21 protein-coding genes are annotated in these 24,454 nt (G+C 41.9%); 11 read left to right on the forward strand and 10 right to left on the reverse strand.

The window, feature by feature from the left end; translation table 11 throughout:
- Window positions 1-257 precede the first annotated feature (257 nt).
- Entirely contained in the window at window positions 258-1,583 is a 1,326-nt protein-coding gene (locus BCU57_RS02175; protein WP_102439518.1) for a DEAD/DEAH box helicase, read from the forward strand.
- A 59-nt stretch (window positions 1,584-1,642) separates the two neighbouring features.
- Window positions 1,643-2,683 (forward strand): CobW family GTP-binding protein, encoded by a 1,041-nt coding sequence (locus BCU57_RS02180; RefSeq protein WP_102439519.1) that lies wholly within the window; start codon window positions 1,643-1,645, stop codon window positions 2,681-2,683.
- Window positions 2,684-2,797: 114 nt separating this feature from the next.
- Here BCU57_RS02180 and nadK read toward each other — a convergent pair whose 3' ends face one another.
- Complete coding sequence (gene nadK / locus BCU57_RS02185) at window positions 2,798-3,676, reverse strand: NAD(+) kinase (RefSeq protein ID WP_102439520.1); 879 nt, start codon at window positions 3,674-3,676, stop codon at window positions 2,798-2,800.
- A gap of 98 nt (window positions 3,677-3,774) precedes the next feature.
- Between nadK and grpE the strand changes: the two genes are divergently transcribed.
- Window positions 3,775-4,392 (forward strand): nucleotide exchange factor GrpE, encoded by a 618-nt coding sequence (gene grpE, locus BCU57_RS02190; protein WP_076540307.1) that lies wholly within the window; start codon window positions 3,775-3,777, stop codon window positions 4,390-4,392.
- Window positions 4,393-4,568: 176 nt separating this feature from the next.
- Here grpE and dxs read toward each other — a convergent pair whose 3' ends face one another.
- Genes dxs through xseB form a run of 3 tightly spaced genes read right to left on the reverse strand, consistent with a single transcriptional unit; the run spans window position 4,569 to window position 7,586 of the window.
- Window positions 4,569-6,446 (reverse strand): 1-deoxy-D-xylulose-5-phosphate synthase, encoded by a 1,878-nt coding sequence (dxs, locus tag BCU57_RS02195; protein WP_102439521.1) that lies wholly within the window; start codon window positions 6,444-6,446, stop codon window positions 4,569-4,571.
- A gap of 19 nt (window positions 6,447-6,465) precedes the next feature.
- Window positions 6,466-7,347 carry a (2E,6E)-farnesyl diphosphate synthase gene (ispA, locus tag BCU57_RS02200; protein ID WP_102439522.1) on the reverse strand — a complete coding sequence of 294 codons (882 nt, stop codon included), beginning with the start codon at window positions 7,345-7,347 and terminating at the stop codon, window positions 6,466-6,468.
- A 2-nt stretch (window positions 7,348-7,349) separates the two neighbouring features.
- On the reverse strand, window positions 7,350-7,586 hold the full coding sequence (gene xseB / locus BCU57_RS02205; RefSeq protein WP_076540313.1) for an exodeoxyribonuclease VII small subunit: 237 nt from the start codon (window positions 7,584-7,586) through the stop codon (window positions 7,350-7,352).
- A 398-nt stretch (window positions 7,587-7,984) separates the two neighbouring features.
- On the opposite strand from xseB, the gene pomA reads away from it, so the two are divergent.
- The 3 genes from pomA (at window position 7,985) to thiI (ending at window position 11,523) form a co-directional block, all read left to right on the forward strand.
- Window positions 7,985-8,752, forward strand: coding sequence for a flagellar motor protein PomA (gene pomA / locus BCU57_RS02210; protein ID WP_102439523.1), 768 nt, complete (start codon window positions 7,985-7,987; stop codon window positions 8,750-8,752).
- 3 nt (window positions 8,753-8,755) lie between these two features.
- Window positions 8,756-9,703, forward strand: a complete 948-nt coding sequence (locus tag BCU57_RS02215) for a flagellar motor protein MotB (RefSeq protein ID WP_102439524.1) — start codon at window positions 8,756-8,758, stop codon at window positions 9,701-9,703.
- A gap of 365 nt (window positions 9,704-10,068) precedes the next feature.
- Window positions 10,069-11,523 (forward strand): tRNA uracil 4-sulfurtransferase ThiI, encoded by a 1,455-nt coding sequence (thiI, locus tag BCU57_RS02220; RefSeq protein ID WP_102439525.1) that lies wholly within the window; start codon window positions 10,069-10,071, stop codon window positions 11,521-11,523.
- A gap of 161 nt (window positions 11,524-11,684) precedes the next feature.
- Here the strand turns inward: thiI and BCU57_RS02225 are convergent, their stop codons facing one another.
- Window positions 11,685-11,921, reverse strand: a complete 237-nt coding sequence (locus BCU57_RS02225) for a hypothetical protein (RefSeq protein ID WP_102439526.1) — start codon at window positions 11,919-11,921, stop codon at window positions 11,685-11,687.
- Window positions 11,922-12,099: 178 nt separating this feature from the next.
- Between BCU57_RS02225 and BCU57_RS02230 the strand changes: the two genes are divergently transcribed.
- The 4 genes from BCU57_RS02230 (at window position 12,100) to rlmM (ending at window position 15,501) form a co-directional block, all read left to right on the forward strand.
- Entirely contained in the window at window positions 12,100-13,011 is a 912-nt protein-coding gene (locus BCU57_RS02230) for a transcriptional regulator GcvA (protein WP_076540323.1), read from the forward strand.
- 76 nt (window positions 13,012-13,087) lie between these two features.
- Window positions 13,088-13,819 carry an alpha/beta family hydrolase gene (locus BCU57_RS02235; RefSeq protein ID WP_102439549.1) on the forward strand — a complete coding sequence of 244 codons (732 nt, stop codon included), beginning with the start codon at window positions 13,088-13,090 and terminating at the stop codon, window positions 13,817-13,819.
- A 22-nt stretch (window positions 13,820-13,841) separates the two neighbouring features.
- Window positions 13,842-14,222, forward strand: coding sequence for a DUF423 domain-containing protein (locus BCU57_RS02240; RefSeq protein ID WP_102439527.1), 381 nt, complete (start codon window positions 13,842-13,844; stop codon window positions 14,220-14,222).
- A gap of 187 nt (window positions 14,223-14,409) precedes the next feature.
- Window positions 14,410-15,501 (forward strand): 23S rRNA (cytidine(2498)-2'-O)-methyltransferase RlmM, encoded by a 1,092-nt coding sequence (gene rlmM / locus BCU57_RS02245; protein WP_102439528.1) that lies wholly within the window; start codon window positions 14,410-14,412, stop codon window positions 15,499-15,501.
- A 131-nt stretch (window positions 15,502-15,632) separates the two neighbouring features.
- Here the strand turns inward: rlmM and BCU57_RS02250 are convergent, their stop codons facing one another.
- Window positions 15,633-16,643, reverse strand: a complete 1,011-nt coding sequence (locus BCU57_RS02250) for an isocitrate dehydrogenase (protein WP_102439529.1) — start codon at window positions 16,641-16,643, stop codon at window positions 15,633-15,635.
- 620 nt (window positions 16,644-17,263) lie between these two features.
- Between BCU57_RS02250 and BCU57_RS02255 the strand changes: the two genes are divergently transcribed.
- Entirely contained in the window at window positions 17,264-19,930 is a 2,667-nt protein-coding gene (locus BCU57_RS02255; RefSeq protein ID WP_413211444.1) for a prolyl oligopeptidase family serine peptidase, read from the forward strand.
- An 84-nt stretch (window positions 19,931-20,014) separates the two neighbouring features.
- Here the strand turns inward: BCU57_RS02255 and BCU57_RS02260 are convergent, their stop codons facing one another.
- From BCU57_RS02260 to BCU57_RS02275, 4 genes are all read right to left on the reverse strand, one after another.
- Entirely contained in the window at window positions 20,015-20,494 is a 480-nt protein-coding gene (locus BCU57_RS02260; RefSeq protein WP_102439531.1) for a DUF3192 domain-containing protein, read from the reverse strand.
- Between the two features lie 26 nt (window positions 20,495-20,520).
- Window positions 20,521-21,279 (reverse strand): flap endonuclease Xni, encoded by a 759-nt coding sequence (gene xni / locus BCU57_RS02265; protein ID WP_102439532.1) that lies wholly within the window; start codon window positions 21,277-21,279, stop codon window positions 20,521-20,523.
- Window positions 21,280-21,461: 182 nt separating this feature from the next.
- Complete coding sequence (ppnN, locus tag BCU57_RS02270; protein WP_102439533.1) at window positions 21,462-22,823, reverse strand: nucleotide 5'-monophosphate nucleosidase PpnN; 1,362 nt, start codon at window positions 22,821-22,823, stop codon at window positions 21,462-21,464.
- 31 nt (window positions 22,824-22,854) lie between these two features.
- Window positions 22,855-24,411, reverse strand: coding sequence for a GGDEF domain-containing protein (locus BCU57_RS02275; protein WP_102439534.1), 1,557 nt, complete (start codon window positions 24,409-24,411; stop codon window positions 22,855-22,857).
- Window positions 24,412-24,454 lie beyond the last annotated feature (43 nt).

Below are 24,454 nucleotides of genomic sequence, written 5' to 3' on the forward strand. Positions count from 1 at the left end.
TTGTGAGACCTATGTTGCTAAAATGTGCCAATTAAATCAATAAATAAAACCATAAGATACAAAGTGTTACCTAAAGGCCGAAATAACATATCTTAGCGTGTTATAAAACAGAGCTAACTTATATGTACTTGGCTGATTTTACAGGTTAATGCATTGCATTAAGCCTAAGTGCCTTTATTTAGCTGTGGTTTTTATTTCGCTAATATTAACCTAAGTCGCTACAATAGCGCCTTTAACAGTAGTTTTCAGAGAACAATATGACTTTTGATTCATTAGGCTTGTCACAACCGATTTTGGATGCGGTTAACACATGTGGTTATAGCGATATGACCCCCGTACAACAAATTGTGATCCCATTAGCTATTGAAGGTAAGGATATATTAGCCAGCGCACAAACTGGTACCGGTAAAACTGCTGCATTTGCTTTACCTTTATTAACTCGTCTTGAGCTTGAAATAGCCGAACAAGAGAGCAAAACAGCTTGGCAACGTTTACGGGTACTGATCATGACCCCAACTCGCGAGCTGGCGATTCAAATCGAACAAAATCTGGTTAACTATGCCCAGTTTTTACCCTTTGAGAGCCTCGCGGTTTATGGCGGTTCGAATATCAACCCGCAACGAAAAGCCCTCGCTAAAGGTGTCGACATTTTGGTAGCAACTCCTGGGCGATTGTTCGATATTATTGGTCAGCATGACCTTGATTTATCCTTTGTGACCCATTTAGTTATCGATGAAGCCGATCGCATGTTGGACTTAGGTTTTGTTAAAGATATCGAAAAAGTGAAGCGGATGATCAATCGTCAACATCAAACCATGATGTTTTCAGCGACCTATTCTAATGATGTCAAAAGCTTAGCGGCAAAAATGCTCAAAAATGCCGAGTATGTGCATATATCGAATCAAAAACCTGCTGAAACGGTAACCCAATCGGTATATCAAGTAGATAAACGCCGTAAAGCAGAGTTACTGTCAGAGCTGATTGGCCGTAATAACTGGCAACAGGTGATGGTATTTACCAGCCTAAAAGAAACGGCTGAGCACTTACTTAAAGAGTTTAAGTTAGATGGTATTAAAGCTGCCGTATTTCATGGTGACAAAACTCAAGGCGCTCGCAACCGTGCTTTAGAAGAGTTTAAGACGGGTAAGCTGCGCGTCATGATAGCGACCGATCTCGCCGCAAGGGGTCTAGATATTGAAGCTTTACCATTAGTGATTAATTTTGAATTACCCCCAGAGCCTGAAGATTATGTTCACCGTATTGGCCGTACGGGCCGCGCAGGCTTAACCGGTCAGGCCATTTCATTGGTCGCACAAAATGAAATGGAGCTGTTAGAAGACATTGAAGCACTCATTAGCACCTCAATACCTGTGGTAGTGTTACCCGGTTATGAACTTGGCGCGCCATTACCGGCTCGATATAGAGAAGTCGATGCTGAAAAACCTAAAAAGCTGTTTAAACATAAACGCCAAGGTGGCAACCGAAATCGCGGCGGCGCAGCTAAAAGTGGCCCTGCTGGTAAAGGTAGTCGTGCTGATGGGAACGCTAAGCCGACTAGACAAGGCAAGTACGCTAAAAAATAATAATCACAATGCTTATTATTTACATGGGTTTAATTTAGTTATTTAGTGGAATTTATCAGGTGATCCGTAAACGCATTAATACTAACCTCATTACCGGCTTTTTAGGGGCAGGTAAAACCAGCTTAATTGTGTCGTTACTGGCAATCAAACCCAAGGATGAAACTTGGGCAGTGCTAGTTAATGAGTTTGGCGAAGTGGGTATTGATGCGAGCCTGATAACTGGCAGCAACTCATCCGAACAAGTGGTCATAAAAGAAGTTGCTGGTGGCTGCTTATGTTGCGCTGCAGGCGTACCGATGCAAGTGGCGATTAATCAAATTATTCAAAAAGCTAAGCCAGATAGATTGTTAATTGAACCAACTGGACTTGGCCATCCTGCTGAAATACTCAAGGTACTGACCAATGAGTTTAATCAGCAAGTATTGCAGTTAAATCAAACCTTATGTGTGGTTGATGCGCGCAAGCTCAAAGACACTCGCTACACTGAAAATAGTAACTTTAATCAGCAAATAGACATTGCAGAAGTGATTTACGCCAGCAAGGCCGATTTATATCAGCAAGATGATTTTGCCTCTTTGTCAGCTTACTTAGCTAATGATAAAAAACTGTGTATTGCCTCTAACACAGCTGATGTGCTTAATCATGTTTATTGGGCGTTGATAAAGCCGCGAGCCATTAGTCTCAGCAGTTCAAGCACTCAAGCATCTTATTTAGCCAAGTCAGTGACCAAGCCTAGCCAATCACTGTTTGACTCAAATGCTGCTGTGGTTGATGATGAGTTCAATGGCCAAGGTTTTATAACCAAGTTAAATCAAGCGCAAGGAGCGCATAGTATTGGCTGGATTTTTAGCGCCGAGCATTGTTTTGACTTTGATAAGTTAGTTGCCTGGTGTGACGGCTTACTTAATGAGGTGCTACGCATAAAAGCGGTAATGATCACAGAAGAAGGCATTGGCGCTTTTAATGCTGTCGATGGCAGGCTGTCGATTAACGAGCTTGATGAAGCCATGGACTCAAGATTAGAGATAATTAGCTTAAACCCGTTATCAGAGGCATTATTAACAGAGCAAATCCTCAATTGCTTGAGTGACATGGCTTAGACGGGCTAGATCACAGTGGTTGTTGTTAAATTTTTTCCTAAAACAACTGCTACTAAAGTAACAACAGTTACTAAAGCATCAGTTATTTTCAACCACTGCAGCTAACATTAGCCCTTAAAACAGTTTGCTGCCCCAGCCCAATTTAGCGCGCAAAACATCAAAGTAATTGTGGCCTTTAGGGTGGATCATTCTTAAATGATTATTGCTACGGCGAATAAAAATTTCATCCCCAGGCAACACAGCTAAATCAACGTGACCATCACAGCTGACTTCTAAGTTCTCGCCGTTATCCGGTGATACCACTAATTTTATGGTGCTACATGCATCCACCACAATAGGGCGAGACGATAGTGTATGAGGGAACATAGGCACTAAAATTAATGCTTGCAGGTTAGGGGTTAAAATTGAGCCGCCAGCAGACAAGGCATAAGCTGTTGAGCCCGTTGGGGTTGATACAATCATGCCATCGGCGCGTTGGCTATACATGAATTGCTCATCAATATAGACCTCAAACTGGATCATGTGTGCCACTTTACCCGGATGCAATACCGCTTCGTTAACCGCAGAGTTACTGGCTTTTAAAATCCCATGACGATGCACTTCAGCCTCTAGCAAAAAGCGGTTCTCTGTATCGTATTCGCCTTCAAGTACCTTAGAAAGTGATTCTTCAAAGTTATCGGGTGGTAAATCCGTTAAAAAACCAAGGTTGCCACGGTTAACCCCAATAACCCCAATGTCAAAGCGAGACAATACCCGCGCGGCGCCGAGCATATTACCGTCACCACCGACGACAATAGCGAGATCGCAGCGCTCACCTAATTCAGTTAAATCAACAGATTCCACTTCAACTTTTAACTCAGAAGCCACTCGCTCTTCGGCTAATATGTCGAAGCCTTGCATGGAAAGCCAATGATGCAAACGCTTTAAAGTGCGATTGGTACCTTGATGATGTGGCTTGCCAATGAGGCCGATTGTTTGAAACTTTTTAGTCATATTAGTATTTGATTTGCACAAAGGCTTGAAACGAAGAAAATGATCCCCATAATATGCCCATAGTAATCAGAAACAAAGCATTTTTAGCTGGAGTGAAAATGAGCAACGAGTCAAACAAAGTAGATCAAGAGATCATTGATGCAGAAGTCGTCAATGAAACGGAAACTGAAGTCGCAGCAGAAGAGGCCACCGAAGTTGATGCGTTAACTCAAGCTAACCTTAAAATTGAAGCATTAGAGCAACAACTTGCTGAAACTCAAGCAGCCTTAGCTGAGCGTAAAGATGTTGAAATTCGCGCCGCTGCTGAAACGGCAAACATCCGCGCTCGTGCAGCAAAAGATGTTGAAAAAGCCCGTGCCTTCGCATTAGAAAAGTTCGTGAATGAGCTTTTGCCTGTATTAGATAATATGGAACGTGCACTTGCTGGTGTTGATGCTGAAGATGAAGCAACTAAAGCGATTGCTGAAGGTGTTGAATTGACCATGAAAGGGTTAATGGCAGCAGTTGAGAAAAATGGCGTAGTGCTTGTTAATCCATTAGGTGAAGCATTTAATCCAAATCATCATCAAGCTATCGGTATGCAGCCAAGTGCAGAATACCCTAAAGATACCGTGATGCTAGTTATGCAAAAAGGTTACATCTTAAAAGACCGTGTACTTCGCCCTGCGATGGTTATGGTGTCTCAAGGTGGCGCAAGTGTTGATACACAAGCGTAATGCATAACAATTGAAAACTGACTTCTTGGTTTGCCAATCAATAAGCAAAGGGTTGGCAAAGCAATAGTTAGTAATCAAGCGTTAGTAATAAAGAGTTAATAAAAAGGACTGCCAATGCAGTCCTTTTTTGTGATTTTTAGTAGCGCCAATCAAATTGGCTTAACTCCCTGAGGCGGTTAACTTAAATAGTCTTGGATTTGGGCTAAAACACCCGCACCATCTAATTTAAGCTCTTGGATGATTTCATCCGGTCCACCATGCTTGATAAATTCATCAGGTAAGCCAATTTGCAGCACAGGCTTTAAGATTTTCATTTGATGCAGCGCTTCAATGACGCCGCTACCCGCACCGGCCATAATGGCATTTTCTTCAACGGTGACAATCACGTCATGACTATGAGCAAGCTCAGCGAGCAGGGTTAAATCTAATGGCTTAACAAAGCGCATATCGGCAACGGTGGCATCGAGCGTCTCAGCGGCTTCAAGCGCTGCAGCAAGAGTAGTACCAAAGTTAACAATGGCTACACGTTGCGTCTGCTGTTGACTTTGACGTTTAACCAAGCCTTTACCAATCGCAATAGGAGTCATTTCTTCAGTTGGTTCAATACCTGTCGCACAACCACGAGGGTAGCGAACCGCCGTTGGGCCATCTTTATAGCGATAACCGGTATAGAGCATTTGGCGACATTCATCTTCATCAGATGGTGCCATAACGACCATATTGGGAACACAACGCAGGAAGCTTAAATCAAAAGCACCTTGGTGAGTTGGGCCATCAGCGCCAACAATACCACCGCGATCGATAGCAAATAACACAGGTAAGCGCTGTAGAGCTACATCGTGAATTAACTGATCGTAACCACGCTGCAAGAAAGTTGAATAGATAGCGACAACAGCTGAGTAGCCTTCACACGCAAAACCAGCACCTAAGGTGACCGCGTGTTGCTCAGCAATCGCGGCATCAAAATACTGGTTTGGAAAACGCTGTGAAAACTCAACCATGCCCGAGCCTTCACGCATGGCTGGTGTAATGGCGAGTAACTTGTCATCTTTTTCAGCAACATCACATAACCACTTACCGAAAATTTGCGAAAATGTCGGTGAACTTGGTTTTGTTTTCGGCTTTCTAAATTGAGTGTGGTCAAATTTAGGTACTGCATGCCAACCGATAGGATCTTTTTCAGCAGGCTCATATCCACGACCTTTTTTAGTCATGATATGCAGGATTTGCGGGCCCTTTAAATCGCGCATATTACGCAGGGTTTCAACTAATGAATCAACATCATGACCATCAATCGGGCCAATATAGTTAAAACCTAGTTCTTCAAATAAGGTTCCAGGTACGACCATACCTTTAAGGTGTTCTTCAGTACGCTTTGCCATTTCTTTAATGACAGGCATACCTTTGAGCACTTTTTTGCTGCTTTCACGAATGGTGGTGTAGAAGCGGCCTGACATTAGTTGGGCTAAATGGTTATTCAGTGCGCCGACATTTTCTGAGATAGACATTTCATTGTCATTTAACACCACTAACATGTCATTGTGCAGATCGCCTGCATGGTTCATGGCCTCAAACACCATACCGCCGGTCATCGCACCATCACCGATAACGGCCACGACTTTACGATTTTTCTGCTCTTTTTCTGCAGCCACAGCCATGGCTAATGCTGCACTAACAGAGGTACCAGAATGCCCGACACTAAAGGTGTCGTACTCACTTTCTTCACGCCATGGGAAAGGGTGTAAACCGTTCTTTTGACGAATGGTATGCATTCTGTCACGACGACCAGTGAGAATTTTATGGGGGTAAGCTTGGTGGCCTACATCCCATACTACGCGGTCAAAAGGCGTATTATAGACATAATGAAGTGCTACTGTTAATTCAACAGTACCAAGGCCTGAAGCAAAATGGCCACTTGAGTTACTGACTGATTTAAGCAAAAACTGTCTTAATTCATCGGATAACTGTGGCAGCATGCCTTGCGGCAGCTTTTTCAAATCGTCAGGGGTATTAGCTTGAGCTAATACCGGAAATTGAGAATTATCGAAACTCATATGGCGGTAAACTGTCTCTTTATATTCTTCGCGCAATGATATAGCGGGCGAAGTCTGCAATTAACTGGCTATTGTAGGTCAATTTTGCCAGCGCTGATAGTGCATCGTTAATTAGTTGCTCGGCGCATTCATTTGCACCCTTAAGCCCTAATAATTTAGGAAATGTGCTTTTATTGGACTCTTGATCACTGCCTTGGGGTTTACCTAATTCTTCAGTGCTGGCAATGATGTCTAAAATGTCATCTTGTACTTGAAAGGCTAAGCCAATATTGGCGGCAAAGTCTCTGATAATTTGTTGGTCTAGGCTTGATGCTGATGCCGCGATTAAGGCAAGTTCTGCAGCGCAGCTAATTAAGGCACCGGTTTTTTTATTATGTAACAGGGTTAGCTGCTCAAGGTCTATACGCTTATTGGTGGCGCCTAGATCAATAGCTTGTCCGCCGCACATACCACTATAACCCGATGCTTTAGCTAAAGCGGTTACCATAGCAAGTTGCTGAGAGGCGCTAATGCTCTCATTAGGCTCGCAAATAAGTTCAAAGGCTAAGGTTTGCAGGGCATCGCCTGCAAGGATAGCGCTGGCTTCATCAAAAGCAATATGCACCGTTGGCTGGCCGCGGCGCAGGGCATCATCGTCCATGGCAGGTAAATCATCATGGATTAATGAGTAGGCATGAATACATTCGATAGCGGCTGCGGCGTTATCAAGCTGCTTTAAATCAGCACCTAACATTTCACCAATGCTATAAACCATAAAAGGTCGAATGCGTTTGCCGCCCAATAAGGCGCCGTGGGTCATTGCGGCTTTTAATATAGGGGCAGCGTCATCAAGCTGGGCAAGTTTAGTTGCTAAAACTTGGTTCACGCGTTGTTGGTATTGTTCAATTGACTGGGCTAACACACTTATTCGCCTTCAACGGTAAATGGGCTGAGGTTGGTATCGTCTTCATTTAATAAGATGGAAACTTTTTGTTGAGCCTGTTCTAGCTTAGATTGGCTCTGGCGCACTAGCTTAATGCCGCGCTCAAATTGTTTAAGGGCATTATCTAAAGTGACTTCACCTTGCTCAAGATCTGCAACAATGTTTTCAAGCTCCGATAAGGATTCTTCAAAACTTAGATTCTCAGGTTTTTTTGCCACAATTCTTATTCCTTCTATTATGCGGGGACAAGGTATATCAGGCCGCGCTAAGGGTCAAATTCAGTCGTTGTTTATTTGCTCAATAGCACGCTTTGTGACTGAATATTTATATAATTCATAAAATATTCCTAAACTTGGGCTAAGTTTGACCGATATAGATAATGAATACCAGTGTCAAGCGGTCGCTTTAAGCGAAGTTTGAAATCCATGGTAGTAATAATGGTAGTCGTAATAGCATTTTTTGATGCTTTTTTGATAAACCAGCCAATTAATCGATGAAAGTGTCACTGTATGAGTTTTTTTTGTTCGTTTGAACATTTGTCCTAATAGCTCAGAGTGTTACATTGGTATTCATAGAAGTAAGGCAGCATTATTAAGACTGCGCTCAAGGAGAAATTGTGGATTTAGCAACCCTAATAGGTTTAATAGGCGCCTTCGCTTTTATTATTGGTTCTATGGTGAACAGTGGTGGGATTTCGATTTTTATTGATGCGCCATCGGTGATGATTGTGCTTATTGGTTCTCTTTTCGTTGTGATGATGAAATATAATCTTAAGCAATTTTTAGGCGCGGTAAAAATTGGCGCTAAAGCTTTCATGTTTAAAATTGATAAGCCTGAGGAGTTAATTGACCAATCAGTGAATATGGCTGATGCAGCCCGTAAAGGGGGCTTTTTAGCATTAGAAGAAGCGCAGATCGGTAACAGTTTTATGCAAAAAGCGGTCGACATGTTAGTGGATGGCCATGATGGTGATGTGGTGCGTGAAGCCTTAGAAAAAGATATTGCCCTGACCGAGGAAAGGCATAAAACCGGCATTGGCATTTTTAAATCCTTAGGTGATGTGGCCCCAGCCATGGGCATGATTGGTACCTTGATTGGTTTAGTGGCCATGCTATCGAATATGGATGACCCTAAATCAATTGGCCCGGCAATGGCGGTGGCATTATTAACCACGCTTTATGGCGCGATTATCGCCAATATGGTGGCGCTCCCGATTGCTGATAAATTGCAATTACGTATGAGTGAAGAGTTACTTAACCGCAATTTGATTATGGATGCGGTCTTGGCGATTCAAGATGGTCAGAACCCACGTGTTATCGAAGGTTTCCTGAAAAATTATCTAGGTGAAAAACAACGTCAAATCGATACCACGGACGGAGAGTAGCTCATGGCTAAAAAAGCCAAGTGTGATTGTCCACCACCCGGCGCGCCGTTATGGCTAGCCACCTTTGCTGATCTTATGTCGTTATTGATGTGCTTTTTTGTTTTGCTGCTGGCGTTCTCTGAAATGGACGTGATGAAGTTTAAGCAAATTGCCGGTTCGATGAAGTATGCCTTCGGGGTGCAAAATAAAGTTGAAGTTAAAGATATTCCTAAAGGCACCTCGGTGATTGCGTTAGAGTTTCGGCCGGGAAAACCGGACCCTACCCCTATTGAAATTATCAATCAGCAAACCAATGAGATGACAGAGCAAACCATTGAGTATCAAGCAGGCGACGATGCCAGTGCGGGCGGCGTGCAAAAACAGCAAGGGGATAATCGCGGCGGTAATGCTCAAGCGACGGCCCAGCAACAAGCACAGGCTCAGCAAGCCCAAGCGAAGTCTGAGCAAGAAAATATTAACGACCAAGTGAAAAAAATGGCCGAAAAACTCAATGAGGAAATTGTTGATGGCGCCATCGAAATTGAATCGTTAGGGCAACAGATTATTATCCGGATCCGCGAAAAAGGCTCTTTTGCATCGGGTTCAGGCTTTTTACAGCCAAGATTTAAACCTGTTATTCGCTCAATTGGTGACTTATTAAAAGATGTTCCCGGCATTATTACAGTATCAGGTCATACCGATGGCATGCACATTAGCAATGAGCTTTACAGTTCTAATTGGGACTTATCCAGTAAACGCGCAGTCTCAGTAGCCCATGAACTGGCCAAAGTGACAGGCTTTGATGACAGCAGAATGCGGGTGGTGGGTATGGCATCTAATGCGCCATTAGTGGCTAACGACTCTGATAAAAACCGTAGCCGTAATCGCCGAGTTGAAATTGCTATTGAACAAGGCAAGGCGAAAGAGTCTGCTGAGATAGAAGTACTCGCGCCACAATCACAGCAGCCATAGAAACGCGCTCTTTATATAAGATGAGATTAGCCGCTTAGTCCTTAAGCGGCTTTTTATCGGCTTTAAATAGCGCTGTATAGCCAGTAATCGCAACGCCGTTTCACTGACGCTGTGTTGCAGTATTGCTTAGACTGCTAATTTTATTTAGATTTAATGACAGCCTTAGCACCTAAGCTCAAAGATTGTGTGTAATAAAATTTATTGTGTTTGGTATATAGACAGTTTTTGCTATAATCCCGCCTTTGTTGGCTGGTTAATTTCCAGCCATTATTATTTTTGACTTTTATGAGTTGATTTTGCGCTGGATATCAACGCAATCCGTAGTCGTAAAAGTGAACATCCAAATCAGTTGCCGCGGAAATCCAATGAAGTTTATTGTAAAGCTATACCCAGAAATCATGATGAAAAGTAAAACTGTTCGTATGCGTTTTACTAAAATTCTTGAGACCAACATTCGAAATGTACTTAAAAAAGTTGATGACGAAGTAAAAGTACAACGTCAATGGGATCGCATTATGATCCACGTCAACAGCGATGAACAAACGCGCATTAACGCCATTGCTGAGCGTTTAGAATGTATTCCTGGTATTGCTCATGTTGTTCAAGTTGATGAATACAGTTTTGAGTCAATGGATGATATCTACCAGCAAGTACTGCCAGTTTATAAAGAGCAATTGGCAGGTAAAACCTTCTGTGTTCGCGTTAAACGTACTGGTAAGCATGACTTTAATTCAATTGAAGTTGAGCGTTACGTTGGTGGCGGTTTAAACCAGCACACAGATGCTGTGGGTGTGAAATTAAAAAATCCAGATATGACGGTTAATTTAGAAATTGACCATGAAAAACTGTATATGGTTGTGCGCCGTATTCCCGGTTTAGGTGGTTTCCCAATGGCGACCCAAGAAGATGTATTATCGCTTATCTCAGGTGGATTTGATTCAGGTGTATCAAGCTATCAATTCATCAAAAAAGGTGCCCGCACTCACTATTGTTTCTTTAACTTAGGTGGCGCGCAGCATGAGATTGGTGTTAAGCAAGTGGCTTATCATTTGTGGCAGAAATATGGCGAGTCACACAAAGTGCGCTTTATGACTGTACCATTTGAGCCAGTGGTTGCTGAGATTCTAGAAAAAATTGATAACGGTCAAATGGGCGTTATTCTTAAGCGTATGATGATGCGCGCCGCCACTAAAATGGCTGAAAAGTACAACATCCAAGCTTTGGTTACAGGTGAGAGTTTAGGTCAAGTTTCAAGCCAAACTCTGACCAACTTAAACGTAATTGACCGCTGTACGGATTTATTGATTTTACGTCCATTAATCACCATGGATAAGCAAGACATTATCAATGAAAGTCGCCAAATTGGTACTGAAGATTTCGCTAAAGCGATTCCTGAATATTGTGGTGTGATTTCGCAAAAGCCAACCGTTAAGGCTGTACTGGCAAAAATTGAAGCAGAAGAGCTTAAATTCAGTGAAGACTTAATTGACCGTATTGTAGAAGATGCCGTGGTTATCGATATTAAGCAAATTGCTGAAAAAGTTGAAACCACAGTAAGTGAAACTGAAACCGTTGATGCAATTGAAGCTGGCAGTGTTGTGATTGATATCAGAGCACAAGATGAAGAAGAGCAAAACCCACTAAGCATTGATGGCACTGAAATCTTAAAAATTCCTTTCTTTAAATTAGCAACGCAATTTGCTGATTTAGATAAAAGTAAAACCTATTTACTCTACTGTGATCGCGGCGTAATGAGTAAATTACAAGCGTTATACCTGACTGAGCAAGGTCACAGCAACGTTAAAGTATACCGCCCTTAATGGTGTAAAAGGAGTATCGCTAGTCGATGCTCCTACTTAAGCTTTGCAGGCTGTGATGTGTATTTCATATTGAAACTGCGACAGTCATTTCAGCCCATAAAAAAACCGCATTACCATTTAAATGGTCAATGCGGTTTTTTTGTTACTGTTTTTACAGTAAATTAATCAGCAGTGCGCGTTTCAGCGGTAGTGATTGGCTGTTGAACTTCTTTGTCTGCAGCTAAAGTGCTGTTAACATCAACCTGAACATTACTTTGCATTTCTGACATGCTTTGTTGAAGCTCTGCGTTTATTGAAGCTTGAAGGTCGCTGATATCAATGCCTTCTTCATTTGCGCTAGCTGTAAAAGCAAAACAAGAAAGTAAAGCTACTGTAGCTAATGATTTTAAATTGAACATAAAGGTCGCCTCCGGGCTGACTTAACACTGGCGGACACACCCTTACACTGCGTAGAAGTTGTCCAACTCACCATAAATCTGATGGTCATAATTTAACCGAACACAGTGTTCTTTACAAACGACAAAATGTAACGCTATTCATTAGAAAAACTAATTAAAAAACGAGAGATGGATCACTATGTCGCGAAGATTGCCACCTTTGAACGCGGTAAAAGCATTTGAAGCAGCAGCAAGGCACTTGAGCTTTACCCGTGCCGCTGAAGAGTTGTTTGTTACTCAGGCTGCTGTTAGTCATCAAATTAAAGCATTAGAAGATTTTCTAGGCCTAAAGCTGTTTCGCCGCAAAAATCGTTCGCTTTTATTGACCGAAGAAGGTCAAAGTTATTTCCTCGATATTAAAGATATTTTTATCCAATTAGGTGAATCAACCGACCGATTATTAGCCCGAAGCGCCATTGGTTCGTTAACGGTAAGTATGTCACCAAGTTTTGCAATTCAATGGCTTGTGCCGCGTTTGGCTAAGTTTAGTGAGCAAAATCCCGATATTGATGTACGCATTAAAGCTGTTGACAGCGAAACGGGCTCATTGACTGATGATGTAGATGTGGCCATCTATTATGGCCAAGGTAATTGGCCTGGCTTAAGAGCGGATAAATTGCGTAATGAAGTGCTCATTCCGGTGTGTTCACCGCTGTTACTTAATGGACCTAAACCATTAGAGAAACCCAGCGACTTAAAAAATCATACCTTACTGCACGATTCTAGCCGTCATGATTGGCAGGCATGGTTTAGGCAATGTGGAATTAGTGAAATTAATGTTAATTCTGGCCCCATCTTTAGTCATTCATCGTTAGTACTGCAAGCTGCCGCTCATGGCCAAGGTATTGCGCTGGGTTACAGCGTACTCGCAAGGCCGGATATAAAAGCAGGCCGCTTGGTGTGTCCGTTCTCAGAGGTGCTAGTCAGCAAAGATGCTTATTACTTAGTGTGTCAGCAAAATCATTCTGAATTAGGTAAAGTCGCTGCCTTTAGAGAGTGGATGGTAGATATGTTTGCTGAAGAGTCTCGCAGTGAATTACTGTCAGGCTAGGGCTAACTTACCCAAGCTTAACCACATAGCGTAGTAATTAATGCTGTTGTCACTAACAATCGAAGAAACTAATGATATGACCCCCCTAGGCCCAGCTGTAACAAACGATAGTTTAGAAATTGAATCAATCTTACAGGGCGACCCCAGTAAAACATTAGTGGTATTGGCCCATGGCGCTGGGGCTAATATGCACCATGAGTTTATGGTCGATATCGCCAATGGCTTGGTTGCTAAAGGTTATCAAGTATTGCGCTTTAACTTCTTATATATGCAAGCCAATATGCAAGATGGCAAAAGAAGGCCGCCAGATAGAGCGCCTAAACTGTTAATGCATTTTACTAGGCTACTTAATTCCATTGAACAAACCATTGAAGACAATGATCTTGTGGTCGAAAACATTGTGTTAATGGGGAAATCAATGGGTGGCAGAATGGCGGCGACATTGTTAACCGATGACGAACTTATCATTAATGATGAGCAGGTTGAGATCTCTGCTTCAGTTAACGCCTTAATTAAAGGCTGCATTTGCTTAGGTTATCCCTTTGTTCCATTAAAAGGCGGAGAGCCGAGACTTGAGCCGTTAAATAATGGCATAAAACCATTAATGGTGGTGCAAGGTGAGCGGGATAAATTTGGCGGTATAAGCGAAATACCCCAGTGGGATATAAATAAACAAGTCAAAGTCAGCTGGATAACCGATGGCGATCATAGTTTTAAGCCACGTAAGTCGTCAGGAACCACATTAGAGGCTAATCTGAAGCACTGCTTAACCATATGTGATCAGTTTATTACTGATATTGTGGATTAATTTTCTATAAAGCGAGATATCAATGAGACAAGGTTTATTACTGTTAGCGGCAATCAGTGGTTTTTTAGCGGTTGCTTTAGGGGCTTTTGGTGCCCATGGGTTAAAAAGTATTGCCCCGCCTGAGTTGGTTGCGATTTTTAAACTCGGTGTCGATTATCACTTTTATCACACCTTTGCCATTATTGCCGTAGCGTTAAGTGGTCACTGGATAAGTTCAAAACTGCTGGATTGGGCAGGTTATTTATTCTTTGTGGGTATTTTATTATTTTCAGGTTCATTGTATTTATATGCCTTTACTGGCGCCAAATGGATTGGGCCAATTACCCCTATGGGCGGCGGTTGTATGCTGATTGGCTGGACATTGTTTGCCATTGGGATAGCAAAACATACTAAGCAGAAATAACTTAGCGTCACCTTTGGCAAATATTTCAAAGCAGCAGCTTGTTTATCAAATCTGCTGCTTTGTTGCTTTTATCGGTTTGCCTTTTCTATTTAACACAGCGGCATAATTTTTGAGTATAATGCCCCCATTATTTTGTCCTTCGACCATACTGTGAAGCAGTTATGGTTATAGAAGCTTAAGGCTTATCATGAAAAACCTCTTTATATTTTGCCGCGCAGGCTATGAGAAAGATTGTGCTGCAGAAATTCAACAGCGTGCAGCTGAATTAAATATTGGTGGCTTTGTTAAAACCAATACCAATGATGCTTATGTGATTTACCAATGTTTTGAAGAAAACGGCGGTGAGCAACTGGCAAAGCAAATTGAGTTAAATTCATTAGTGTTTGCAAGACAAATGTTTGCTGCTGGTGAGTTGATAAAAGATTTGCCTGAAAAAGACAGAGTATCACCGATTGTGGCTGCTTTAAGTGAAGTGTCAAAAGCGGGAGAATTACGAGTTGAAACTCCAGATACCAATGAAGCTAAAGAACTGTCAGGTTTTTGCCGCAAATTTACTGTGCCTTTACGCCAAGGCCTGAAAAAGTCTGGCGCATTATTAGCTCAAGAAAATGACCGCAGACCTATCATTCATGTGTGCTTTGTAGCGCCGGGTACGGCTTATGTCGGCTATTCATTATCAAACAATAGCTCACCTTATTTTATGGGCATTCCCCGTCTTAAAATGGCTGCCGATGCTCCGAGTCGTTCAAGCTTGAAATTAGATGAGGCTTTTGGGCAATTCTTGACAAAGGAAGAGCAAGAAGACCGCTGCCGCTCAGGGCTTCATTCTGTGGATTTAGGCGCTTGTCCTGGTGGCTGGACTTATCAGCTAGTACGTCGTGGCATGTTTGTCGCCGCAGTTGATAATGGTCCTATGGATCAGAAGTTAATGGACACTGGACAGGTTAAACATTATCGCGCCGATGGTTTTCGTTTCGAACCACCAAGAAAAAACATTTATTGGTTAGTGTGTGACATGGTAGAAAAACCGTCACGTGTTGCTGAGCTCGTTGAAGCTTGGGCGATTAATGGCTGGTTTAAAGAAGCCATTTTTAACCTTAAATTACCAATGAAAAGTCGTTATAAAGAAGTCAGACAGATTTTAGATACTATGGCTGAAATTTTAAAAGAAAACGACATCACAGATTTTAAATTACAGTGTAAGCACCTTTATCATGATCGTGATGAAGTGACAGTTCACTTATGGGTTAAACCTAATACTGCTTGGGCGTTTAACTAAGCTATTTAGCTGGAAATTTAAACAAGCATTAAAAAGCCCTTAGTGAATATCACTAAGGGCTTTTTTATTATCCTTTAATTAAAACTAGAGTTATTAGCGCTGCAATAACTCAGCTAAAAGGGTAATAAAGCTTATCCTAAACGATCAACAACAGCTTGAGTGAAGTCAGTTGTACCATGAGTACCACCAAGATCGCGGGTTGTGCGGTCGCCTTCTTCAATCACAGCAGATACTGCAGAGCGGATCATTTCCGCTTTGTCAGCCATGCCTAAATACTCCAGCATTTGTATAGAGGCTAGAATCACGGATGTAGGATTTGCAAGATTTTTGCCTGCAATATCAGGTGCGCTACCATGAACCGCTTCGAAAATTGCCGCATCTTTACCGATGTTTGCGCCAGGCGCCATACCTAAGCCGCCAACAAGACCTGCACATAAGTCAGATAGAATGTCACCGAATAAGTTAGTTGTTACCAATACATCAAAGTTTTCTGGATTCATGACCAACTTCATACACGTTGCATCCACAATCATTTCTTCTGTTTCGATATCTGGGTAACGCTGGCTCACTTCACGCGCCACTTTCAAGAATAAACCTGAAGTTGACTTCATGATGTTGGCTTTATGAACGATAGTCACTTTTTTACGGTTTTCTTTACGTGCTAGCTCATAAGCAAAAGTGGTAATTTGCTCTGCACCTTGACGAGTAATGATACTGGTCGCTTCAGCAGTAGCGCCATCGTCAGATACTTTTTGGCCTAAGCCTGAATACATACCTTCAGTGTTTTCACGTACTGTGATGATATCAATGTTGTCATAACGTGCTTGAGTACCTTTAAAAGAAAGTACAGGGCGCACGTTAGCATATAAGCTGAATTTTTTACGTAGGCTTACATTGATAGAGGTAAAACCTTCACCGACAGGTGTGGTTAATGGCCCTTTAAGGGTAATACGGTTTTTTTCGATAAGGTCTAAGGTACGCTGAGGTACTAATTCACCTTGCTTTTCTAATGCGGCTAAACCGGCGTCTGCAAACTCATATTCAAAGTCGCAACCAGCCTTGTCGAGAATTTTTAAAGCCGAATCGATAATGCTTGGTCCAATCCCATCACCTGGGATTACGGTTATAGTACGTTTTGGCATGGATAGTCCTTCCACTTAGTGGTTACTGCATTTTCTTGTTATTGTTTACAACACCTTAACAAGACTACTTACTCACGGTTTTGTTGCGGCGCATTTTAACGAATTTAGATTTTTTTTTACAGTTTTTAGTGAGTTTAATCACATATTTTTTTAAATAATTAAGCTAATCCTCAGGTGATTGCTTTAAGATATTCACAACCATGTAATTGAAAGGCTTATTTCGCGTCATAAATCAGCTTTAGTTGTTAATAAAAGGTTGGTTGTAAAGTTGTTTCGCGTGCATAGCATAAGCTGGTGACAGATTTTAAATAGACGACTTTGGTCTACTAACTACAGTCTACTAGCTTTGGGCCTACTAACAATCTAAGGGGCTGCAAAATAACTTGGCACAGTTTAGTCTGAAAGGTCATTAATTAAATTGCGGTGATATTTTCAACAATGCTTTATTAAATTTCAATTATGTTTTCAGTTAATGAATTTAGCTGAACTGTATTTCATTCCATAACAACAATAACGAGGAAGATTTGAAGTTACGTAACCTTATTCCATTGACTCTGTTAGCAGTGTCAATGTCAGCCATATCAGCTGACAACATTAAGCCGTTATTGCTCGATGATATTATGCGCTTTGAGACCTTACAGACTCCCGTTATCTCTGAAAATGGCACAGTGTTAGCGGTTGAGGCTATGCCAGATCGCGGTAATAGCCGCGCTTTAGTCAATCAAGTGGCTACACAAAAGCAGTATCAAATTGATGGTGGCTCTGATGTTAAAGTCAGCGCAAATGGTGATTATGTGATTGCCACTATTGCGCCGAGCTTATTAGAAAAAGAAACCCTCAAAAAGTCTGAGCTTAGTGCAGGGCTTAGCTTACTGAATACCAAAACAGGTAACCAGCAACAGTTTAAGCGGGTTAAACAAGCTGAGTTTAGTACCAAAGGTGATTATTTAGCGGTTTGGTTTGATATTGATGACACTAAAGAAGATGGCAAAGAGGACGCTGAAGAAACGAGCATTAATGGCGCAGATAAAGGCAGTGGTTTTAAGCTCATTCAACTCGCCACCAATACTTTTCAGGAGTTTGACCATGTTACTCAATTTAACTTTGACCGCTCAGGTAACCAATTTGTGGTTGCCATTAATGATATTGCTGCCAAGCAGCATGTGATTAAAAAGGTCGATTTAATCACTAATACTCTAACGCAAGTTTATAAGTCAGACGGTTATCAAGTGGCAGAGCTTAGTTTATCTGATGATGGCAACTGGCTTGGCTTTACCCAAGGGGATGCAAGTGTAGAGCGTGATGAGCGAGAGTATCAACTGAAGCTTTTGGCTCTAGAGTCTCTTAAGCTCAAACAGGTGCCAACAGATGATGACTGGACTTTGAATCAGCATTCAAAAATTTTCTTTTCTGAAGATAGCTTAAGGCTATTTATTGGCCGCGTACCGCAAGTAGATAAAGCCCTGACACTGGCATCAATAGAGTCTGAAGCCGATTTATTTGACCAACAAATTGTTACCGGACTTCGTGATTTAAAAGTGTGGCATGGTGACGACCCAAAAATAAAACCTCATGAAGTAAAACAATATGCCAAAGAGTTAAAGCGCACTTATCTTGCTGTGATGCACGTTAATGCTAACCGTATAGTGCAACTGGCAGATAAAGCCGTACCCGATGTGCACTATGGTGAGCAAAAGCGTTATTTATTAGCTACCTCAGATGTGCCTTATCAAAAAATGATCACCTGGGCAGGCTTTTATCAAGATGTCTATTTAGTGGATTTAAATACTGGCCGTAAGCTGCAAATCTTAACTCAACATGCCTCAGGTGAAATGCCAAGCTTGTCTCCTAATGGGCGTTTTGTAGCGTATTATCAACAAGGTGGGTTGTTTTTATATGATATTGCTAATGCCAGAAAACACAGCTTAACCAAAGATATTGCGATTAGCTTTGCTAATGAAGACCATGATTATCCAGGTAATGCGCCAAGTTATGGCTTAGGGCCTTGGCTAGCCGATGATTCAGGCATTATTGGCTATGACAAATATGATGTGTGGCAATTTAGCAGCTCATCGTTTGACGGCTTTATGTTGTCTGCGGGTGAAGGACGTAAAAATCGTCAGCAGTTTAGATTGGCCGGGTTATATGCAACGTCAGATACGCCTGCTGTCATTGAGCAGCAGCAAGCGCTGCTATTGCACGGTTATAATGAACACACCAAAGCTGACAGTTTTTATCGCGCCACTGTTGGCGTCCCAGGAGTGACGTTGCAACTTGAAACCGAGGCAAAATTGACGGTACTTGCCCGCAGTAAAAATAGCGACACTATGGTGTTTTCTAAGCAGCGTTATGATCTTTACCCTGATTTATACACCTCAAGTGTGAATACGCCTAATGAAGCCAGCCAACAAACTGACTTAGATAGTCAGCGAGATGATTTTAATTGGGGCGCTGCAGAATTGGTGCGTTGGCGTGATGGTGATGGCCGCCCAGCTGATGGCGTACTGATTAAGCCCACGAATTATCAAGCCGGTAAACAGTATCCGGTTATGGTGTATTTCTATCGCTTTATGAGCGATCGTTTGCATTCATTCCCGCATATGGCAATTAATCATCGACCAAACTTTGCTTGGTATGCAGATAATGGCTATGCCATTTTCTTACCTGACATTCGTTTTGAAGTAGGTTACCCGGGGATCTCGTCAGTAAAGGCATTAACTGCTGGCGTTCAAAAAATCATTGATATGGGCGTTGCCGACCCAGATGCCATTGGTATTCAAGGCCATTCATGGGGCGGTTATCAAACCGCTTTCGCTGTGACCCAAACCAATATCTTTAAAGCAGCGGTTACCGGTGCGCCCGTGTCGAACATGACTAGTGCTTATAGCGGCATTCGTCATGGCTCTGGCCTTGCTCGTCAATTTCAGTATGAAACAGGTCAAAGCCGAATTGCTGAAAGTTTGTTTAAGTCGCCGCAAAAGTACATTGAAAACTCACCGGTGTTTTATGCTGAACGCATTCAAACTCCAATGATGATTATGTTTGGTGATAAAGATGATGCGGTGCCGTGGGAGCAAGGCGTGGAGCTATATCTTGCCATGCGCAGAACCGGTAAAGATGTGGTGTTTTTACAATATGAAGATGAACCACATCATTTGAAAAAGTACCCTAATAAACTAGATTACACCATTCGAATGAAGCAGTATTTTGACCATTATTTAAAAGGCGTTGCAGCGCCTAAGTGGTTAAAAGAAGGTGAGGCGTATCGAGAATATAACCAAGATTAACGATTACAATTCAATCTAATATTGAACTAAAAATGCCACTGATAGCGATATACAGTGGCATTTTTTATGGGTTCAGCTGAGCGGTTACTGTTCTGAAGTTATTGCTGTTTCTATGCCTTGCTCTGCGGGAATTGGACTGGTTTGTATCGCGTTAAGATCGGTTTCAGTTTGAGGTGCGATAGCGATAATCGGTATTTGCAGAAATTGCTCATAGGTTTCTTGCCCCCAAGCAATCAGCTCACCATCTTTAAATAACAGCGGCGTGCATTCATCTTTAGTGGTTTGACCGTCGGAGGTGACATGGTGAGTGCGGTAAAACATAATTTGAAAGCTGCCATCAGATGATGCTTTGGCCTCTGAAAAATCGGCTCGGCCCATTAGTTGCCTAATGCTATCAATAGTTTGGCCAATTATAATTTCGCTAAGCATTTTATGGTTAAACTCTTGGCGTTCTTGCCAGCTGCGATCTTCTGGCCGAGTCTCGTAGACAAATATAACGAAAATAACAAAAGTGACATATGCAATAAAGATGGTTGCGATTAAATATGACACTTTAGATTTCATCAGGCGATTCCTTGCTTCATTAATGGTTAGCTAACTACTCTAAACTGCTTGAGGTTAATGTTTAGCGGCATATGGCATTGCAGTTGCGCCAATTTATAACTGATTCTTGCCATCTCTTTGCCCTCTGATAATTTTAGCGCTTGTTTCGCACCAAGATTATCCAGTGACTGGTATAAGTTTGCCAAGCTTCTAAACTTGTTTAATAAATCCGCTGCTGATTTTGGCCCAATACCGGTAATACCAGGAACTTTATTCCCCGCGTCTCCCGCAAGCGCGATAAAGTCTAAAATTTGATTTTGCTGCACGGCGAGCTTTTTCTCTAAGGCTTTTATATCAAAATATTGCTGCTTGAAATGATCCCAAATAACAATATTGCTATGCATCAGTTGCCCAAACCCTTTGTCGGTTGACACTATGATGGCCTGACCGTTATTTTCAGCAATTTTAGTGGCCAAGGTGGCAATCACATCATCGGCCTCTGAAATTGCATCATGGGATTGAACATGTTCAATGGCCAGAGCGGTTTTGATATCTTCAAGGCCAGCCTTTAAAGCGACAGGCATAGGCTTACGGCCTTTTTTATAATCAGGGTAGAGCTGTTTACGCCACGATTCTTCATCACCGTCCCACACCATAATGGCATGAGTTGGTTGGTGATGTTTAAGTAATTTTTTACATGCTGACAGTGTGCGCTCTTTAACACTGACGATATCCGTTTCATCTGGCAATACCGCATGAATACGCCTAACAAGATTAAGGCCATCGATAATGAGTAATTTATTCATGGTTTTCTTTTCGTTTGCAGTAAGGTCGCTCACATTGAGCCACTGTATGATTTAATTATAAATTAACCGTCCTTGAGCTTAAACCTTACGGCTTGTTTTTAACAGTGGAATCAATGGCTATTTAAGCGCTACTTGATTAAAAAGCAAGATGTAGACGGCAAAGTAAAGCAATATAACATGTGCTATTTTTTATTATTGATGCGATAGCAAGGAGTATATTCGCTGCCTGGCAGTTTCATTCTTTGTTGCGTTACGAACGCAGCAAGCAGTTTATCCATCATGGTCATCAGCCGCTCATCACCACTTATCTCAAATGGACCTAAGTCTTCAATAAGTTTAATGGTCTCACTTTTGACATTACCGGCAACAATGCCTGAAAACGCCCGCCGTAAACTGGCCGCTAACTCAGCTTTGTTCGGATGAAAAAACAGGTGCAGGTTTTTCATGACCTCGTGATTTGGCTCAAAAGGCAGTTGAAATTCAGGTTCTATTTTCAGCGCCCACTGGTATTGGTAAGCATCACCAAGTTGTTTACGCATGGCTTTTACATCGCTCATGCCTTGTTTCATCAGCTGCGCTACCTTTACAGGATCATCAATAATGATTTGGTATTTATCTCGGGCCTGCTGACCAAGGGTAGCGCCGATAAAGTCATCTATTTCAGTGAAGTAGTCCGCACTTTGTTTAGGGCCAGTTAAAATCAGTGGAAAGGGCAGCTGGGCATTGGCGGGATTAAGCAAAATACCCAAAATATAAAGCAGCTCTTCAGCGGTGCCAGCGCCGCCGGGAAAGATAACAATACCATGGCCTAAACGGACAAAGGCCTCTAAGCGTTTTTCGATATCTGGCATTATCACCAGCTCATTGACTATTTGATTCGGGGGCTCTGCAGCAATAATACTGGGCTCGGTTAAGCCAATATAGCGGGCATCTTTAATGCGCTGTTTGGCATGACCAATGGCGGCGCCTTTCATTGGGCCTTCCATTGCGCCTGGACCACAACCGGTGCAAATATCTAACGCTCTTAACCCCAACTCATAGCCTACTTCACGGGTGTATTGATACTCTATGGGGTTAATGCTGTGTCCGCCCCAACACACTATGACATTAGGATCGATCATCGGTGAAATGACTCTTGCATTACGCAAGATATCAAATACCACATTGGTAATGTGGCTGGCATTGGTGAGATTGATGTGCTTTAGATTGTCATATTTATTGTCGATATAGACGATATCGCGAAGCACAGCAAAAAGATGTTCTTGGATCCCTGCAATGATTTCACCATCAACGAAGGCTTGTGTTGGCGGGTTGATGAGCTCTAGTAATAAGCCGCGTTCACGTTGCAGCACATTGATATGAAAATTGGCGTAGCGCTTGAATAAAGCGTCAGAATTATCACTTTTTAAACCGGAGGCAAGCACTGCCAGTGAGCAGTTTCGCAGTAGTTGGTATAACTCATTTTTAGCACTTTGCTTGAGGCGATCAACCTCCATTTGCGAAAGTTGATCTAAGCTGCCTCTAGGGCTGATCTTTATTATCATATGCAACTCCTTGGTAGAGTTGCAGTAGATACTAGATATCGATTACAACTCTATCTCGACCATTATTTTTGGCTTTATAAAGTGCAGCATCAGCACGTTCAAAGGTTTCTTCGATACGTTCGTTTTCCATGACCTGAGCTGCACCTATGGATAATGTCACAGTAATTCTCTGATTTTTAAACTTAAATGGAATATTCTTAATTTTATCTTTGACCCGATTTAACAATAGACCAATATGCTCTTCATTGACATCTGGTAGCAATAAAACAAATTCTTCGCCGCCATAACGGGCAACAAATTCACTTTCTCTAAGGGAGTTTTTTAGCGCCATGGAAATGACTTGCAGGGTTTTATCACCGGTACTATGACCAAAACTGTCATTGACTGTCTTAAAGTAATCAATATCAGTTACCGCCACCCATAATGGACTATTAAAGCGTTTATGGTTTCTATACTCTTGCTCCATTCTATCTTCTAATGCAGCACGATTTGGCAGTTGGGTTAATGGGTCTAATAGGTTGAGTTTTTGATGCTCAAACAGTTTTTCTTTGTAGCTGTTGGCTTCTTTAGTAATAGAGCTTAGCTCTTTTTTCATCGACTCAACGGATTTACGTAGCAGTGATTGCTCACGAGTTTCAAGGGCTTCTTTACGGTTTAATGCATCTCGTAATGAAGCAAGTTGGACGGTCAGCTCAGTTTTTAGCGCGATGATATCATCGACGTCATCGACAATACCGTCAGCATTATCAACCCGCAGGTTAATTTCTTTATTAAGCTGAGTTTTAATTTGTTGTGAACGCTCGTTATTGTTTGCAGTATTATTGACCACATCACGAACTATGCTAATCGCATCATTTAAGGTATACAGAAAATCCTGAGAGGCGGTTTTTTCTCGGGCAATGTTATTCAGTAAAAAGCTCAGTATTGTTTGATATGACTCAAGTAAAGTATTGAGCTTAATATCACCCATAAGCACTTCTTTCATGACCAGAATTTGATCACGTTGCTCTTTTCTGAATTCTATCTCAGATATTTTTTGGGCTAACTCTTTTGCTAAAATTAAGTGTTGAGGCAAAATGACATGGTCATCAGCATTGGCAAACTTTTGCTGAAGAATTTGCTCGTAAAAGCCGATAACTTGTTCCACCTTAGGAATATATTCCCAAATGGTATGGATCGGCTTATTAAGATCTTTTTTAAAGTAATTAATTTCTTTTTTGATTTCATCAGGGGCAGAATCAACCCGCTGAATCTGGCTGATCACCCGGGACAGGCTGTTGCGACTCTCTTCAAGGCTAGTCATTGTTTGGCTATATTGTGCCTTTAATAACCGCTCAATACCCACCAATTCAGGCAAGGCTTCATCTATTTGCTCAAAACCCTGTAAATGATGTCTCAGTTTGGCAAGGCGATTATCTAATTCAAGATTTTGGCCCTTGCACGCTAAGCTTAAGTGTCCTAAAAATTGAATTAAGGTGCGTAATTTTTCACTACGATCATCATGAATTTCTTCGATAGCTAATTTAGCGGCGTTGAGCTTTTGTTTTAATAATGAAACTTGTGACACCGCTGCTGAAGAGTCTTGCATGCTGTAAGCCTTCTTTGAGAAAAATAAATTTGTTATTAGTCCA

The sequence above is a fragment of the Shewanella sp. 10N.286.48.B5 genome, assembly GCF_002874355.2.
Taxonomy (GTDB): Bacteria; Pseudomonadota; Gammaproteobacteria; order Enterobacterales; family Shewanellaceae; genus Shewanella.